Annotated in this window: 13 protein-coding genes; 5 read left to right on the top strand and 8 right to left on the bottom strand. The window is 71.6% G+C overall.

Annotated features, from left to right (window positions below):
- The first annotated feature begins 204 nt into the window (after positions 1–204).
- Entirely contained in the window at positions 205–702 is a 498-nt protein-coding gene (locus tag M8I34_RS30205; RefSeq protein ID WP_250054774.1) for a MarR family winged helix-turn-helix transcriptional regulator, read from the top strand.
- Positions 703–820: 118 nt separating this feature from the next.
- Here the strand turns inward: M8I34_RS30205 and M8I34_RS30200 are convergent, their stop codons facing one another.
- The 5 genes from M8I34_RS30200 to M8I34_RS30180 all read right to left on the bottom strand — a co-directional run bounded on the left by M8I34_RS30200 (position 821) and on the right by M8I34_RS30180 (position 5630).
- Positions 821–1981, bottom strand: coding sequence for a flotillin family protein (locus M8I34_RS30200; RefSeq protein WP_250054765.1), 1161 nt, complete (start codon positions 1979–1981; stop codon positions 821–823).
- Between the two features lie 11 nt (positions 1982–1992).
- On the bottom strand, positions 1993–2244 hold the full coding sequence (locus M8I34_RS30195) for a hypothetical protein (RefSeq protein WP_159482060.1): 252 nt from the start codon (positions 2242–2244) through the stop codon (positions 1993–1995).
- 190 nt (positions 2245–2434) lie between these two features.
- The gene (locus tag M8I34_RS30190; RefSeq protein WP_250054763.1) at positions 2435–3091 is read right to left on the bottom strand and encodes a peroxiredoxin-like family protein; all 657 of its coding nucleotides are present in this window, start codon (positions 3089–3091) and stop codon (positions 2435–2437) included.
- The gene (locus M8I34_RS30185; protein ID WP_250054761.1) at positions 3088–3705 is read right to left on the bottom strand and encodes a TetR/AcrR family transcriptional regulator; all 618 of its coding nucleotides are present in this window, start codon (positions 3703–3705) and stop codon (positions 3088–3090) included. Before M8I34_RS30185 ends, M8I34_RS30190 begins: the two co-directional genes overlap by 4 nt.
- Before the next feature lie 362 nt (positions 3706–4067).
- Complete coding sequence (locus tag M8I34_RS30180) at positions 4068–5630, bottom strand: MFS transporter (RefSeq protein WP_250054759.1); 1563 nt, start codon at positions 5628–5630, stop codon at positions 4068–4070.
- 150 nt (positions 5631–5780) lie between these two features.
- On the opposite strand from M8I34_RS30180, the gene M8I34_RS30175 reads away from it, so the two are divergent.
- Positions 5781–6689 carry a helix-turn-helix transcriptional regulator gene (locus M8I34_RS30175; RefSeq protein WP_250054757.1) on the top strand — a complete coding sequence of 303 codons (909 nt, stop codon included), beginning with the start codon at positions 5781–5783 and terminating at the stop codon, positions 6687–6689.
- Positions 6690–6789: 100 nt separating this feature from the next.
- On the opposite strand, the gene M8I34_RS30170 is transcribed toward M8I34_RS30175, so the two are convergent.
- Complete coding sequence (locus M8I34_RS30170; protein ID WP_250054755.1) at positions 6790–7611, bottom strand: methyltransferase domain-containing protein; 822 nt, start codon at positions 7609–7611, stop codon at positions 6790–6792.
- On the opposite strand from M8I34_RS30170, the gene M8I34_RS30165 reads away from it, so the two are divergent.
- The gene (locus M8I34_RS30165) at positions 7610–9301 is read left to right on the top strand and encodes a PLP-dependent aminotransferase family protein (RefSeq protein ID WP_284050978.1); all 1692 of its coding nucleotides are present in this window, start codon (positions 7610–7612) and stop codon (positions 9299–9301) included. The genes M8I34_RS30170 and M8I34_RS30165 overlap by 2 nt on opposite strands.
- 171 nt (positions 9302–9472) lie before the next feature.
- Here M8I34_RS30165 and M8I34_RS30160 read toward each other — a convergent pair whose 3' ends face one another.
- Complete coding sequence (locus M8I34_RS30160) at positions 9473–11044, bottom strand: IPT/TIG domain-containing protein (RefSeq protein ID WP_250054751.1); 1572 nt, start codon at positions 11042–11044, stop codon at positions 9473–9475.
- 259 nt (positions 11045–11303) lie between these two features.
- Positions 11304–11762 (bottom strand): nuclear transport factor 2 family protein, encoded by a 459-nt coding sequence (locus M8I34_RS30155; RefSeq protein ID WP_250054749.1) that lies wholly within the window; start codon positions 11760–11762, stop codon positions 11304–11306.
- Positions 11763–11884: 122 nt separating this feature from the next.
- Here M8I34_RS30155 and M8I34_RS30150 point away from each other — a divergent pair, with 122 nt between their 5' ends.
- Both M8I34_RS30150 and M8I34_RS30145 read left to right on the top strand, forming a co-directional pair.
- On the top strand, positions 11885–12481 hold the full coding sequence (locus tag M8I34_RS30150) for a TetR/AcrR family transcriptional regulator (protein WP_250054747.1): 597 nt from the start codon (positions 11885–11887) through the stop codon (positions 12479–12481).
- A 309-nt stretch (positions 12482–12790) separates the two neighbouring features.
- A complete protein-coding gene (locus M8I34_RS30145) occupies positions 12791–13402 on the top strand; it encodes a carbonic anhydrase (RefSeq protein ID WP_250054745.1) in 612 nt (203 codons plus the stop codon).
- Positions 13403–13476 lie beyond the last annotated feature (74 nt).

Below are 13476 nucleotides of genomic sequence, written 5' to 3'. Positions count from 1 at the left end.
CGTGGCCAGCGCAATCGCGGTCAGGTGGTGACTAGTTACCTAACTTAAGCAACTAACTTTCGCCACGCTAACTCACCCTGAACGGGGGAGGGAAGAGGCGATCAACGCGCACCCGAGGTTGGCTCAAACCGAGCGGCCGGCTCTCCCGGCACCGGCGTCCCGGAGCAGGGCTCCCGGTACCCCGGGGGCCGCTAAAGTGCCTGCATGCCGGACCCCGGAAGAGACCAGGACCCCACCGCCGCACTGCAAAGAGTGCTGGCCACGCTGTCCTACCTGCTCACCCGCTCCCGGGCGCACGAACGCCAGGCGGCCAGGGCGGGCGTCACGGCGGCACGCTCCGACCTATGGCTGCTGATGGCCCTGGAGGACAGCGGAGGGGTCAGCAGGGTCGGCGATCTGGCCGCCCTGCTGATGGTCGAACCGCCTCATGTGACCCGGCAGATCAGCCAGTTGGAATCCCAGGATCTGGTCGAACGCACCCCGGACTCCCTCGACCGCCGGGCCCGTCAGGTGGCGATCACGCCCCACGGGAAGGCGGTCCTCAACCGTCTCCAGCAAACCAGCCAAGCCGGTCTCCGCGAGTCCCTCGCCGGCTTCGACGACGCGGATATCGCCACCACCGTCACGGTGCTCAATCATCTGGTGGCCTATGCCCGCCGCAAGCACACGGCGGAGGAGCAGCCGCGGGGACGGGAGGCTTGAGCGGGGTGGGGCGAGGCCCCACCCCGTCCGGTGCCGGCGGCTCCGGTGCCCCGTCCGGTGTCAGGGGCTCCCCACTCCACCCCATCCCGTGTCGGTGGCCCCGCCGCCCCGTCCGGTGTTACTCGATCTCGACGCGGCCGCTGTGGCCCTGGTCCGTCGCGGTGCCGCCGTTCTTGGCGGCCTTGTCGTCCTGGCCGTCCGGGGTGCCGAGGTTGCGGCGGACCGAATCGAGGATGGTCAGGCCCTGGCCGACCAGGCCGGCAGCGATCTCGCCCAGGCCGTCGGTGCCGTTGAGGACATTGACATTGGCGTTGGCCAGGCCCGCGGAGGCTTCCTTGACGATCTGCGGGAGCTGGTCGATGAGCATCCGGTCCAGCGCCACACGGTCGTGCGAGGCGGCGGCCTCGGCCTGGATCTTCATCCGCTCGGCCTCGGCCAGCGCCAGCAGCCGGATCCGCTCGGCCTCCGCCTCGGCGGGCTTGACGACCTCGGCCACCAGCTCCTGCTGGCGCAGCCGGGCCGCGCGCTCGGCGAGTTCGGTCTGGGCGGCGAGGACCTCCTGCTGTGCGTGGGCATGGGCGAGCGGGCCGGCCTGGGCGGCGCGGGCCTGGGCACGGTCCACCTCGGCGGAGTACTCGGCCTGGACCACGGCGGTCTGCCGGGAGTATTCGGCCTGATTACGCGCGGCCTCCTGCTGCGCCTCGACCGACGCCTGGGTGGCCTGGGCCTGGGCGATCTGCGCCTGCCGCTGGATGGCCGCCTTGTGCGGGGCGGACATCGCCTCGATATAGCCCGTGTCGCCGTCGTCGATCGACTGGATCTGCAACGAGTCGACGATCAGGCCGATCTTCGCCATTTCGGTCTTGGATGTCTCCAGGACCTCGGTGGCCAGCTTCTGCCGCTCGGTGACGATCTCCTCGACCGTCATCGAACCGATGATGGAACGCAGATGACCGGCGAAGATCCGGCCGGTCAGCACCGACATCTGGTCCTGGTCGGACAGGAACCGCTGGCCGGCATTGACCACGCTCTCGGTGTCGTTGCCCACCTTGAACGCGATCACGGCCCGCACCGTCAGCGCAATGCCCTGCCGGGTCACACAGGTCTCGGCGACCTCCGACTCACACATCGCCAGCGTCAGGAAGCGGACCTTACGGAAGACCGGCAGCACGAACTTGCCGTGCCCGGTGACCACTCGGAATGGCGCGCCCCCCTGTCCACGCCTGCCTCCCGAGATCAGCATGGCTTGATCGGGGGCAGGAACGCGGTAACCGAACATCCTTTGTCTCCTCAACCGGCGTCGCCGGCATTGCCGGACAACGCATCCAATGGATCGGCCCACTCCATGACATCGACCTGGCGACTGCCACGGGACTCGATCACGAGCACGGTCGCCCCTACCGGAAGGGGCTCGGCGGACCAGGCGAGAAAAGCCTCGGTGCCGCCTCTGATCCGTACCAGGACCTCACCGGGACCGGCAGCCCCGCGCGTGCCGATCAGCAGCACTCCCGTACAGCCGATCACGGCATCGTCCTGCGCCATAGGCGGCTGCCCTCCCCCGTTACGTTCCTGGAAATCCGACCCTAGCGCTCCATCACGCGGCGGCCTATGGGGGGATGGTGGCGAGTTGGGATGCCCGGTCGCGACAGTCAAATTCCCGTTAAGGCCTCCGCGAATTCGGTGTGCAATTTCCCGGCACGGGTGCGGTGCTGGGGTGGGTGCCGGGCGTAATTCAGTGAGCGGAGGGCAAGGCGTCGAGAGCGGCGAGGATGTCGGACGGTTCGGCGCGGGCGGTGTAGTCGGTGTCGACGAAGGCCCAGCGGATGGTGCCGTCGCGGTCGATGACGTAGGTGGCGGGTATCGGGAGGGTGCGCGGATGGCCGCCGTTGACACGCTGTAGCTCAAAACCGAAGGAGTCGTACACGGCGGCCAGGTCGTCGGGCAGATCGAAGCTGAGGCCGTACTGCTTGGCGGTGTCCGAGCCGAGGTCGCTGAGCACGTCGAAGGCGAGCGCGTGCTTTTCGGTGAGGGTGAGGGACTCGTCGGGGATCTGGGGCGAGAGGGCCACCAACTGGGCGCCGCGGGCGGTGATATCGGCGTGATGCTGCTGGAGGGCGCGCAGCGCGAGGTTGCAGTAGGGACACCAGGCGCCGCGGTAGAACGTGAGCACGACGGGGCCGGCGGACAGCAGGGCGTCCAGGGTGACGGTGGCGCCGGCCGCGGTGGGGAGGCTGAAGCGGGGCGCCGTGTCACCGGCCTGCCGGGCCCGCGCTGCCTGGCCCGAGGCGGCGAGGTCACGGCCGGCTCGCTCCATCACCTCGCGGGCGGCGGCCGGGAGCTCGGGATAGCCGGTGCGGAGAAGCGTGGTGAGTTCGTCGCGAAGGGTCATTGCGGTAGGTGCTCCTGAGGTGAGGGATGGGCGCGCAGTGGCGCGAGGGCGGCGTGCACCGTGTCGGTCAGCGCCTGGGCGTCGGCGCCCGCGCGGGAGCGCAGATTGACGCCGTACGCGAGCGTCGCCAGCACCGCGGCGGAGGCGTCGAGATCGCCGTCCGCGTGGAGTTGGCCCAGGTCGTGGGCCGTGGCAAGGGCTGCTCGCATGGCTGCTTCCAGCGTGGTGTGGTGCTCTTCGAGCAGGGTGCGGATGCCGGGTTCGCCGCATTCCGGTCCGGCGTAGGCATTGGTGACCATGCAGCCCCAGCCGGCGACCGGCCCGGAGCAGCGCACCTCGATCAGACCGCTGAAGAACTCCTCGATGGCGGTCAGCCCCGAGGAGGCCGACGACAGCCGGGCGAAGGCCGGTGTCGAGTGCTGCGCTATATAGCGGTCCAGCGCCGCGGCGTAGAGACCGTCCTTGCTGCCGAACGTCGCATAGAGGCTGGAGCGGCTCACTCCGGTCGCGGTCACCAGCGCCTGGATGCCGGTCGTGGGCAGTCCCTGGCGCCAGAAGACCTGGATCGCGTCGTCGAGCACGATGTCGGGGTTGAAGTGCTTGATGTCGGGCATGGCCGGCCTGCTCGTTTCGCTGTCATGGGCGGTACGGGGTCGGGTGGCACGGGTCGGGTGGCACGGGGGTCGGGAAGTACGGGTCGGTGGTGCGGGTTCAGGTGGTGGGAGATCGGGTGGCGTGGGGGACTGGGAGCTCGCCCCCGTCGCCTCGTTGTCCGCTCCGCATCCTGGAACGGTTATTCCAAGATGCTCCGAGTCGCCTTCCCTGTCAAGGAGTTGGGGAAATCGGCTGGGGATAACTTCTGGAACCAGCCCTTCCGCGTAGGGGTCCGGTGCAGTAGGTGTCCGGCACGGAAGGTGTCCGGTATAGGAGCCGCCGGGTGATGACGCCGTCCCGTGCAGAAGCCGTCCGGCGGTCGTTATCCCCGGCGCGTGGCGGCGTCCGGGAGGAACGGCAAGAGGGCTGAAATGGCCGCGGCCAGGGCGACGTTGAGGACCAGTGCGGCCGCCAGCGCATGGCCGTATGCGCCGGTGTCGTGGTGCGCGGCGTCGCCGAGCGCGCCGTAGTAGAGGATGCCGACGAGGGCCACGCCGACCGCGCCGCCGATCTGCTGACCGGTGGAGAGCACCCCGGAGGCCATGCCCACCTCGGCGGGGCGGATGGTGCCGAGTACCGCGTTCAGCAGCGGGGTGACCAGCAGACCGTTGCCCGCGCCCACCAGGAGCAGCGTGGGTACCAGTTCCCAGGCGGTCAGGGTGGCACCGGCGTTGAGGGTGAGGGCGATCGTGCCGATGAAGCCGAGGGCGCCGGTCAGGGCGCCGAGCAGCAGCACGCGCCGGCCGAAGCGGGCCAGCCGGCCGGCGAGGAGGCTGGCGGCGAAGAAGGCGACGGCGAACGGGGTGTAGACCAGGCCGGCGCCGAGTGCGTCCATCCCCAGACCGTCCTGGAGGGTCAGCGACAAGACGAGGAACAAGGAGTTGATGCCCGCATACGTGAGGACGACCAGGGTCATGCCGACCGCGAACGGCCGCTCGCGCAGCAGCCTCAGCCGGACGAGCGGGGTGCCGCCCACGGCAGCCACCCGCCGTTCCACCAGGCCGAACGCGGCGAACGCCGGGATGCTTGCGGCCAGACCGAGCCAGGCCCACAGCGGCCAGCCGTACGCGCGGCCCTCGACCAGCGGCACCACGAGCAGCGAGAGCGCCACGGTCAGCACCACGGCGCCGGGGAGATCGAGCCGCCGGGCCTCCGGTGCCCGTGACTCGGGTACGAACCGGCCGGCGAGCAGCAGAGTCAGCAGGCCGACCGGCACATTGACCCAGAACACCGGCCGCCACGAGGTGCCGAAGAGGTCGGCGGCGATCAGCAGTCCGCCGACCAGCTGGCCGGACATCGTGGCCATGCCGATGACCGCCCCGAGCACACCGAATGCCTTCGGGCGCCGGGCGGCCGGGATCAGCACCTGGATCACCGCGAAGACCTGCGGGAACATCGCGGCCGCACCGAGGCCCTGTACCAGTCGTGCGGCGATCAGGCTGCCGGAGCCGGGTGCCAGCGCGCAGCCCACGGAGGACAGGGTGAACAGCGCCATCCCCGTCATGAACAGCCGCTTGCGGCCGAAGCGGTCGCCGAGCCGGGCACCGGTGATCAGGGCGAGGGCGTAGCTGAGCTGATAGCCCGCCAGGATGAGCTGGACATCGGCGGCGGAGGAGTGCAGATCCGCCTGGATGGCCGGGGCGGCGACCAGCACGATGAAGGTGTCGAGCACGGCCATGAACGCCCCGGCCAGCACGATGGCCAGGGCCCGCCACGGCGCCGCGGGGGAGCACGGACCGCCCGGCGGGAGGTCCGGCCGTACCGGCGCGTCCTGCTGTATCGGTGCGTCCCGCCGTACTGGCGCGTCCGGCCGTACCGGTGTGTCCGGCCGTACCGGCGCGGTATGCCGTCCCGTGGGGCCTGAGGGTGGGGTGGTCTGGGTCATGCGGCCAGCGTCGGACAGCCCCGGGCGGACATACAGAGGCCGATTATGCTGGTGTCCCCACCACCCCCACACAGGGGCTGTGCCCGGATACGCGTGCGGCGGGCCCCGGCCCCGGCCGGCCCCCGAGACCCGCGGCGAACGGGAGTTTCGATGGCTGACCTGCAACGGCGGCGGAGTCTCGCGGAGTTCCTGCGCTCGCGCCGGGAGCGGCTCACGCCCCAGGACGCGGGCATCCTCGCGGGACCGCGGCGGCGCACCCCGGGGCTCCGGCGCGAAGAGGTCGCCCAGCTCTCCGGGGTCAGCGTGACCTGGTACACCTGGCTGGAGCAGGCGCGCGACATCACCGTCAGCAGGCAGGTCCTCACGAGCCTGGCGCGCGCCCTGATGCTCAGTTCGGTCGAGCGCCGCCATCTGTTCGCGCTGGCCGGGGAACCGCTGCCGGAGCGGCCGCCGGGCCCCGGTCCCGGCCCTGCCCTGCAACGGCTGGTCGACGCACTCGAACCGAACCCCGCCTACCTCCTCGACGCCAACTGGGACCTGGTGGGCTGGAACCGTGCCGAGGCAGCGCTGATCGGCGATCCCGGGCAGCTGGAGCCCGCCGAACGCAATCTGCTGTGGCTGGTGTTCACGGATCCGGCGATGCGCGCACTGCTGGCCGACTGGTCCGGCCAGGCGCAGGATCTGGTCGCCCAGTTCCGGGCCGATGCCCGGCAGCGCTCCGGGGACCCGCGCTACGAGCAGCTCACCGGCGGGCTGCGGGAGGCGAGCGAGGAGTTCCGGGCCTGGTGGGCGGCGCATGACATCGCGGACTTCGGCAGCAGCCGCCGGACCTTTCACCATCCCCGGGTCGGGGCGCTGACCTTTGACTACGTGAAGCTGGCCGCGCTGGACGCGCCCGGTATCAAGCTCTTCGCGTGTATGCCGGCCGATGCCGCGACGACGCGGAAGCTGCCCGCGCTCCAGGAGTGCGCGGCGGGCGCGGACCCTGAGGGAGCGGAGGTCGGCCCGGCGGGCGCGGATCCTGGTGAAGCGGACGTCGGCCCGGTGGGCGCACGGTAGGACGACAGCACCCCGGGGACAGCCCTTAGGGCCACCCAGGGCCACCCAGGGCCACCTAATAAGGGCCACCCAGGGCCACCCAGGGCCACCTAAGGGCCACCTAGGGCCCCGGGTTGACGGCCACGGCCTTGAAGAAGGTGTAGTGGAAGGTCCCGTCGCCGTCCGCGGTCAGCCGCAGATCGGCGATCCCCCGGTCCCAGTCGGCGGCGGTGGTCAGACCGGCGCCCAGCGCGTCGTCCCGGACGGATTCGACCATGGCGATGAAGGTCTTCCGGGTGAAGCCCTCCACCATCGAGGGCCGGGTCCGGTCGGCATAGACCGTACGCGGCCGGATGACCACATCGCCGAATCCGGCCCCTCTGAGCAGCGGCTGCAACTGCCGTCCCAGAAGCGCATTTCCACCGGCCGCGGCCTGGAGGCGCACCTGGTGGCCGATCACCTCATGGGCGCGGTGGCTGTCCGGGTGGAAGAGCACCGAACCGTGGTCGCCCTCGATCACGGTGAGGGTCCCGCCGGGCCGCAGCACCCGGCGCAGTGCGGCCAGCGCCCGGCCGGGTGCTGGGAGATGCTCCAGCACGAAGCAGGCGAAGACGTGGTCGAACGACCGGGCAGGGAACGGGAGGTGAAACAGATCGGCGGTCCGCCACGTCACCTCGGCCCCGGGCTCCTGCGTCGCCAGGTGCGCGCGGGCCTGTGCCAGCGACTCCTCGGAACGGTCGACCGCGACGATCCGTGCCCCCGGACTGTTCCTGACCAGATGTACGGTCTGCGCGCCCACCCCACAGCCGACCTCCAGGACCCGGGAGCCGACGGGGTAGGCCGTACCGGCATGCAGCAGTGTGGCCAGGGTGTCCGCCTGGTCGCCGAGGCGCCGGGCCTCCTGGGAGGAGTAGCCGTGTACGTATGCCGTGTTCGTGTTCATGGCTTCACCGTGCCGGGACAATGGATCGGTGAACAGGTCCAATGACCGACCTGAGGAGAGGTCCATAACTCCCGCGTCCGCCGCCTCGCCGCTTGGGGCCTCTTCGTCCGCGACCTCCTTGCCCGTGGCCTCCTCGTCCGCGACCTCCTCCCCTTCTGCGGCTGCCGGTTCCTCCGACTTCCTGCAACTGCGCATCGAGGACGCGCCCGCGGGCGGCCGGTCGGTCTGGCTCGCCCGGGAGTTGCGGCGCGCGATCGCGGACGGCCGGCTGCCGGTGGGGAGCCGGCTGCCCGCGACCCGGGTGCTCGCCGCCGACCTGCGCGTCTCGCGGGGTGTGATCACCGAGGCGTACCGGCGGCTGACCGAGGACGGGCAGCTCGCCGGGCGGGGGAGAGGCGGGACCGTTGTCGTCGCCGCTCCGGTGACCACGGCGGCGAAGGGCGCGGCTGCGACGCCGTACACGCACCGGACCGCCGCTCCGGCCGCCACTGCGACCGCCGCTCCGGGCGCCGCCCCATCTCCCGCTCCGCTCGCTGCTCCGCTCCCCGCCCCGTTCACCGCGCCGCCCGGACCGGAGATCTTCGACGAGCTGCGCGCCGCGCCCGCGCGGATCGATCTCTCACCCGGCGTGCCCGACCTCTCCGCCTTCCCCCGCACGGCCTGGCTCCGCGCCGAACGCTCGGTGCTCGCCGGTCTCGCGTCCACCGAGCTCGGCTACGGGGATCCCCGCGGCACTCCGGCGTTACGGCTGGCCGTCGCCAATTGGCTTGCGCGCAACCGCGGGATCAGGGCGGACCCGGACGAGGTGCTGATCGTCGCCGGTACCGCACAGGCGCTCGGCCTGATCGCCCAGGTTCTGCACCAAGACGGGATCCCGGAGATCGCGGTGGAGGACCCCGGCTCCCTCGGAGCGCGGCAGCATCTGCGCCACTGGCAGCTGGCGACGCCGCCGGTTCCGGTCGACGAGGACGGGATACGCGTCGATGCGCTGCGGTCGAGCGGTGCGCGGGCCGTCCTGCTCACCCCGGCGCACCAGTTCCCCACCGGGGTGGTGCTCGGTGGCGGCCGGCGCCGCGAGCTGATGCGCTGGGCGGCCGACGGCGGCCTGATCGTCGAGGACGACTACGACGCGGAGCACCGCTACGACCGCGCGCCGGTCCCGGCTCTGCGCTCGCTCCTCCCCGAGCAGGTCTGCTACGCCGGCAGCGTCTCCAAGCTGCTGGCCCCCGCCCTGCGGGTGGGCTGGCTGCTGCCGCCGCCGAAGTACCGGAACGCGCTGGTCGACGCCAAACGGTTCGCGGACCTCGGCAACGCCGCACTGCCCCAACTGGTCCTGGCCCGGCTGATGGAGTCCGGTGGACTGGAGCGCGGGCTGCGACTGCTGCGCCGCCGCCATCGCCGCCGCCGGGACGCCATGATCGCGGCGATCCGCGACCGGCTGCCGGACGCGACCGTGCACGGCGCCGCCGCGGGCCTGCATCTGATGGTCACCTTCGGTCCGGACGGCTACCGGGGCTCCGACACGGACCTGGCCGCGGCCGCCCTCGCCCGCGGCGTCAAGGTCCAGCCGCTGTCCTGGCACAGCCAACGCCCGTCCCCGCCAGGACTGGTACTCGGTTATGCGGCGCGCACACCGGACGAGATCACCGAGGGTGTGGCCGTCGTGGGCAAGGTGCTGAGCAGCGGGTGACGGGGCTGTGCGCCACCGCCCGTGACGGACCGTTCCGTGCGCTCCCGCTCTCGGAGCGCACGGAACGGTGGGGTGTCGGCCCGGTGACCCGGCGGCTGCTCGGGCGCGGCGTGGCGGGGCACGGGGCGGTGCCCGCCGGTGCCGCCGGGCCGGCCGGTGGCCGGGCGGGGATCAGGGCTCGATGACTCCCGCGTGGTCGCTGGACGGCGACAGGATCGCCGACCCGGTGGAGCCGCCGGCGAACTCGGCGTCATAGCCGCCGTTGGCGAGGATGAGCGTCAGGATGAGCGTCTCGTTGAACCGGGCGACACCTTGGGCGTCGGTGGTGGCGGTGCCCACGAGGTTGCTGCCGATCTTGAAGCTGATGGTCTGGCCGGGCACGGGGAGACCGGTGACCTGATCGGTCAGCTTGGCGGTCAGGTACGGGAAGTACACGTGCGGCGGGAACAGCTTCGACAGCGCCGGGGTCGCGACCAGCGAGGTGGCGTGGACGGGCAGCAGGTAGGTGAAGCCGTTCACCAGACTGGCACTGCCACCAGGGGTGGTGACGGTGACGGTCACGGGACCGGCCGCCGCCCCGGGCGGAGTGGTGGCGGTGATCTGCGTGCCGGTGGCGTTGACGGACACCCCGGTGGCGGGGATGCCGCCGAAGTCGACACTGGCCCCGGTCAGGTTGGTGCCGTTGATCGTCACGACCGTGCCGCCCGCGATGGGCCCTTGGGTGGGGGTGATGCTGGTCAGCGTCGGGTCGAACTGGATGACGCTGACGTTGTTCCCGTTGATGTTGCTGACGTAGACCTTGTTGTTGGGGGCGACCGTCACGGCGATCGGTCCGGCACCGACGGGGATCGGGGCGCCGACGACGGTGGCGGTGGCGGTGTCGAACACCGTCACGCTGTTGGCCGCCCGGTTGGACGTGTAGGCCATCCCGTCGGCGCCGACCGCGATGCCCCACGGCTGGTTGCCGACGGCGATCGGGGCGCCGACGACGGTGTTGCTGATGGTGTTGATCACCGTCACGGTGTTCGACCCGATGTTGGCGACGTAGGCGTTGCCGTTGGGGGCGATCGCCACGAAGTTCGGCTGGGCGCCGACGGGGATCGGGGCGCCGATCACGGTGTTGGTGGCGGTGTCGATCACCGTCACGGTGTTCGATCCCCGGTTGGTGACGTAGGCGTTGCCGTTGGGGGCGACCGCGACCCCGACCGGCTGGGCGCCGACGGCGATCGGGGCGCCGATGACGGTGTTGAGGGTGGTGTCGATCACCGTCACGGTGTTCGCGGCGAAGTTGGTGACGTAGACGCGTCCGCCGGGGACGGCCGCCACCACGGCCGGCTGGTTGCCGACGGCGATCGGGGCGCCGACGACGGTGTTGGTGGCGGTGTTGATCACCGACACGGTGTTCGACCCGCTGTTGGGGACGTAGGCGTTGCCGTTGGGGGCGACCGTCAGCCAGACCGGCGTACCTCCGACGCCGATCGGGCCGCCGATGACGGTGTCCGTGGTGGTGTTGATCGCCGACACGTTGGCCGACCCGGAGTTGGCGACGTAGAGGTCGCTGCTGGGGGCGATCGCCAGCCCGACCGGGTTGTTGCCGACGGGGATCGACGTGACGGCCAGGAAGACGCTCGCCGGGACTGCCGCCAGGCTCACCTGCCCCGCAGTGGCGGACACAGCGGCCTGGCCGGGGAGTTCGGCCGTCCCCAGCAGCTCCTGCGACAGCGACTGAACATTCGTACTCATGTGGACCCCTTGTGTGGGGGGCCGTCCAGAGATCCCGCTCCGGGGCACCACAACCACAGACCACACGCGTCACAACACGGCGGGCTGCACATCCCCGAGGAGGGATGGGCAGCCCAGTGGTTCGGTGGATACTTCGTTCCCACATCGCGGGGAAGCGAAACGTCCGCCGGTGAATGACGGCGGCCGGCGCCGCCGCGCGGCTGCTCCGCTTTCCGCCGTAGGTGCCCTCGAAGAGGGGGAGTTCGCCGGCGCCGGCTGATCAGCGGAACGGGAGCGGGTGGCCTCGCTCCTCCTCCGGGCGGGGCCCGAAGATGCGCCGTTCGTCGCCGGTGATCGCGACATCGTGGATGCCCGCCTCCCGGCGCCGCATCAGACCGTTCTCGTCGAACTCCCACAGCTCGTTGCCGTAGCTGCGCCACCACTCGCCGGCCGCGTCATGGGACTCGTACTGGAAGCGCACCGCGATGCGGTTGCCGCTGTACGACCAGAGTTCCTTGCGCAGCGCGTAGTCCAGTTCGCGGGTCCACTTCCGGCGCAGGAAATCGACGATCTCGTCGCGGCCGGTGAGGAAGGTGTCGCGGTTCCGCCAGACCGAGTCCTCGGTGTAGGCGAGGGCGACCCGCTCCGGGTCGCGCGTGTTCCAGGCGTCCTCGGCCGCCTGCACTTTCTGTAGCGCGCCCGGCTCGTCGAACGGCGGGAACGGTGGGCGTGGCTCCATGGCGGACTCCCTCTCTCGGCGCGCAGCGGAAAATCGGCGCGGCAACCGGGAGAACGAGCGTTCTCCCTCGCGTCGGCTAGTGTAGAGAACGATCGTTCTCCCGCAAAGTCACCGGAAGTGTCATGGACCTCGACGAAGCCCGCGCACGGATACTCGACGCCGCGGAGAAGCTGTTCTACGACCGCGGAATCCAGTCCGTGGGCATGGACGAACTCCGCACCGCCGCCGGGGTGTCGCTCAAGCGCCTCTACCAGTGCTTCCCCGCCAAGCACGACCTCGTCGAGGCGTATCTGCGCCGCCGTGACACCCGCTGGCGCGCGTCGCTCGGCACGTACGTCGCCGGGCGTGCCGACGTCCCCGAGGTCCGGCCGCTCGTGGTCTTCGACTGGCTGTACAGCTGGTTCTCGGGCCCGGATTTCCGCGGCTGCGCCTTCATCAACTCGTTCGGTGAGCTGGGGGCGACCTCGGCGGGGGTCGGCCGCGTCGCCCGGGAGCACAAGGGCGCGCTGCTCTCCTATCTGACCGACCTGGCCCGGGCCGTACCGGTTGCCCGACCCGAAGCGCTGGCCGGGCAGTTGGCGCTGCTCGTCGACGGTGCGATCACCACGGCCGCGATCACGGGCGAGCCCGACGCCGCCCGGCGGGCCCGTGCCGCCGCCGAAGCCCTCCTGGCGGCGGCCGGCGCGGGGGAGGCGGGGAAGGCGTCCGCCCCGGCCTGACGGCGGTGCGGACGGCCGCCCCGGGCCGGCGGCGCTGCGGGACGGACGCCCGGGACCGGCGGCTCTGCGGGAGGTCCGCCCCGGCCTGATGGCCCCGCGCGACGTTCGCCGTTCGGGCGGTCTTCAGCTTGGCTTCAGGAACGGTGCGTAAGGGTGGGCCGTACGTGCTCACGGAGCGCGTCCGGCAAGTGGATCCGTCCCGGTGCCGGGGCACGTCGCCGCCCCTCGACGTCGAGGAGGCGGCCGCGCCACCCATGACCCGACCACACCACGCGCCCCACGAGGGCGAGTAGGAGGCAGGCCACCACCATGCAGCAACTCACCGCCCATGCCCGTTCCTTCGAGGCCCGCTGCGCCGAGCGCGGCGAGGAGTTCCACCGGCTCGGAGCCGGGCAGTCACCGCAGGCCCTGTTCATCACCTGCTCGGACTCCCGGGTCGTGCCCTCGCTGATCACCGGGGCGGCGCCGGGCGATCTGTTCGAGCTGCGCACCGCGGGCAACATCGTTCCCGAGTACCGCCCCGAGCACCCCGCGGGCGAGGCGGCCACCATCGAATACGCCGTGCGGGTCCTGGGCGTCGAGCACATCGTGGTGTGCGGCCACTCCCACTGCGGGGCGGTCGGCGCGCTGGTGCGCGGTGAGGATCTGTCCGGGGTGCCCGCTGTCCGGGGCTGGCTGGAGTCCGCCGCGGGGGCGCTCTTGCGCGGCGCGGGGGCGGACGCGGCGGACGCCGAGACGCCGGAACTCGCCGACGCCGTCCAGCGGCATGCGCTGGCGCAGGCGGAGCGGCTGCGGGCCTATCCGTGCGTGGCGGAGGGCCTCGCCGCCGGGCGGCTGTCTTTGGACGTCTGGTTCTACGAGGTGCATACGGGGGCCGTGCACAGGCACCGGAGGGAGACGGGGCGCTTCGCGTCGCTGTGAGCGGGCGCCCGCCCGGCCTGCCCCGGCCCCACCGGCCCCACCGTCCCCGCACTACGCACGAAGCCGTACGCGCG

Origin of the sequence: Streptomyces sp. MCA2 (assembly GCF_023544705.1) — a bacterium.
Taxonomy (GTDB): Bacteria; Actinomycetota; Actinomycetes; order Streptomycetales; family Streptomycetaceae; genus Streptomyces; species Streptomyces decoyicus.
The sequence above is the reverse complement of the archived record's forward strand: the minus strand, read 5'-3'. Positions and strand labels throughout refer to the sequence as shown.

What these genes read in the sequence shown, in the direction of transcription:
- M8I34_RS30205 (WP_250054774.1), top strand. Translation starts at nt 205, where the DNA reads ATGCCGGACCCCGGAAGAGACCAGGACCCCACCGCCGCACTGCAAAGA.
- M8I34_RS30200 (WP_250054765.1), bottom strand. Translation starts at nt 1,981, where the DNA reads ATGTTCGGTTACCGCGTTCCTGCCCCCGATCAAGCCATGCTGATCTCG.
- M8I34_RS30195 (WP_159482060.1), bottom strand. Translation starts at nt 2,244, where the DNA reads ATGGCGCAGGACGATGCCGTGATCGGCTGTACGGGAGTGCTGCTGATC.
- M8I34_RS30190 (WP_250054763.1), bottom strand. Translation starts at nt 3,091, where the DNA reads ATGACCCTTCGCGACGAACTCACCACGCTTCTCCGCACCGGCTATCCC.
- M8I34_RS30185 (WP_250054761.1), bottom strand. Translation starts at nt 3,705, where the DNA reads ATGCCCGACATCAAGCACTTCAACCCCGACATCGTGCTCGACGACGCG.
- M8I34_RS30180 (WP_250054759.1), bottom strand. Translation starts at nt 5,630, where the DNA reads ATGACCCAGACCACCCCACCCTCAGGCCCCACGGGACGGCATACCGCG.
- M8I34_RS30175 (WP_250054757.1), top strand. Translation starts at nt 5,781, where the DNA reads ATGGCTGACCTGCAACGGCGGCGGAGTCTCGCGGAGTTCCTGCGCTCG.
- M8I34_RS30165 (WP_284050978.1), top strand. Translation starts at nt 7,610, where the DNA reads ATGGCTTCACCGTGCCGGGACAATGGATCGGTGAACAGGTCCAATGAC.
- M8I34_RS30170 (WP_250054755.1), bottom strand. Translation starts at nt 7,611, where the DNA reads ATGAACACGAACACGGCATACGTACACGGCTACTCCTCCCAGGAGGCC.
- M8I34_RS30160 (WP_250054751.1), bottom strand. Translation starts at nt 11,044, where the DNA reads ATGAGTACGAATGTTCAGTCGCTGTCGCAGGAGCTGCTGGGGACGGCC.
- M8I34_RS30155 (WP_250054749.1), bottom strand. Translation starts at nt 11,762, where the DNA reads ATGGAGCCACGCCCACCGTTCCCGCCGTTCGACGAGCCGGGCGCGCTA.
- M8I34_RS30150 (WP_250054747.1), top strand. Translation starts at nt 11,885, where the DNA reads ATGGACCTCGACGAAGCCCGCGCACGGATACTCGACGCCGCGGAGAAG.
- M8I34_RS30145 (WP_250054745.1), top strand. Translation starts at nt 12,791, where the DNA reads ATGCAGCAACTCACCGCCCATGCCCGTTCCTTCGAGGCCCGCTGCGCC.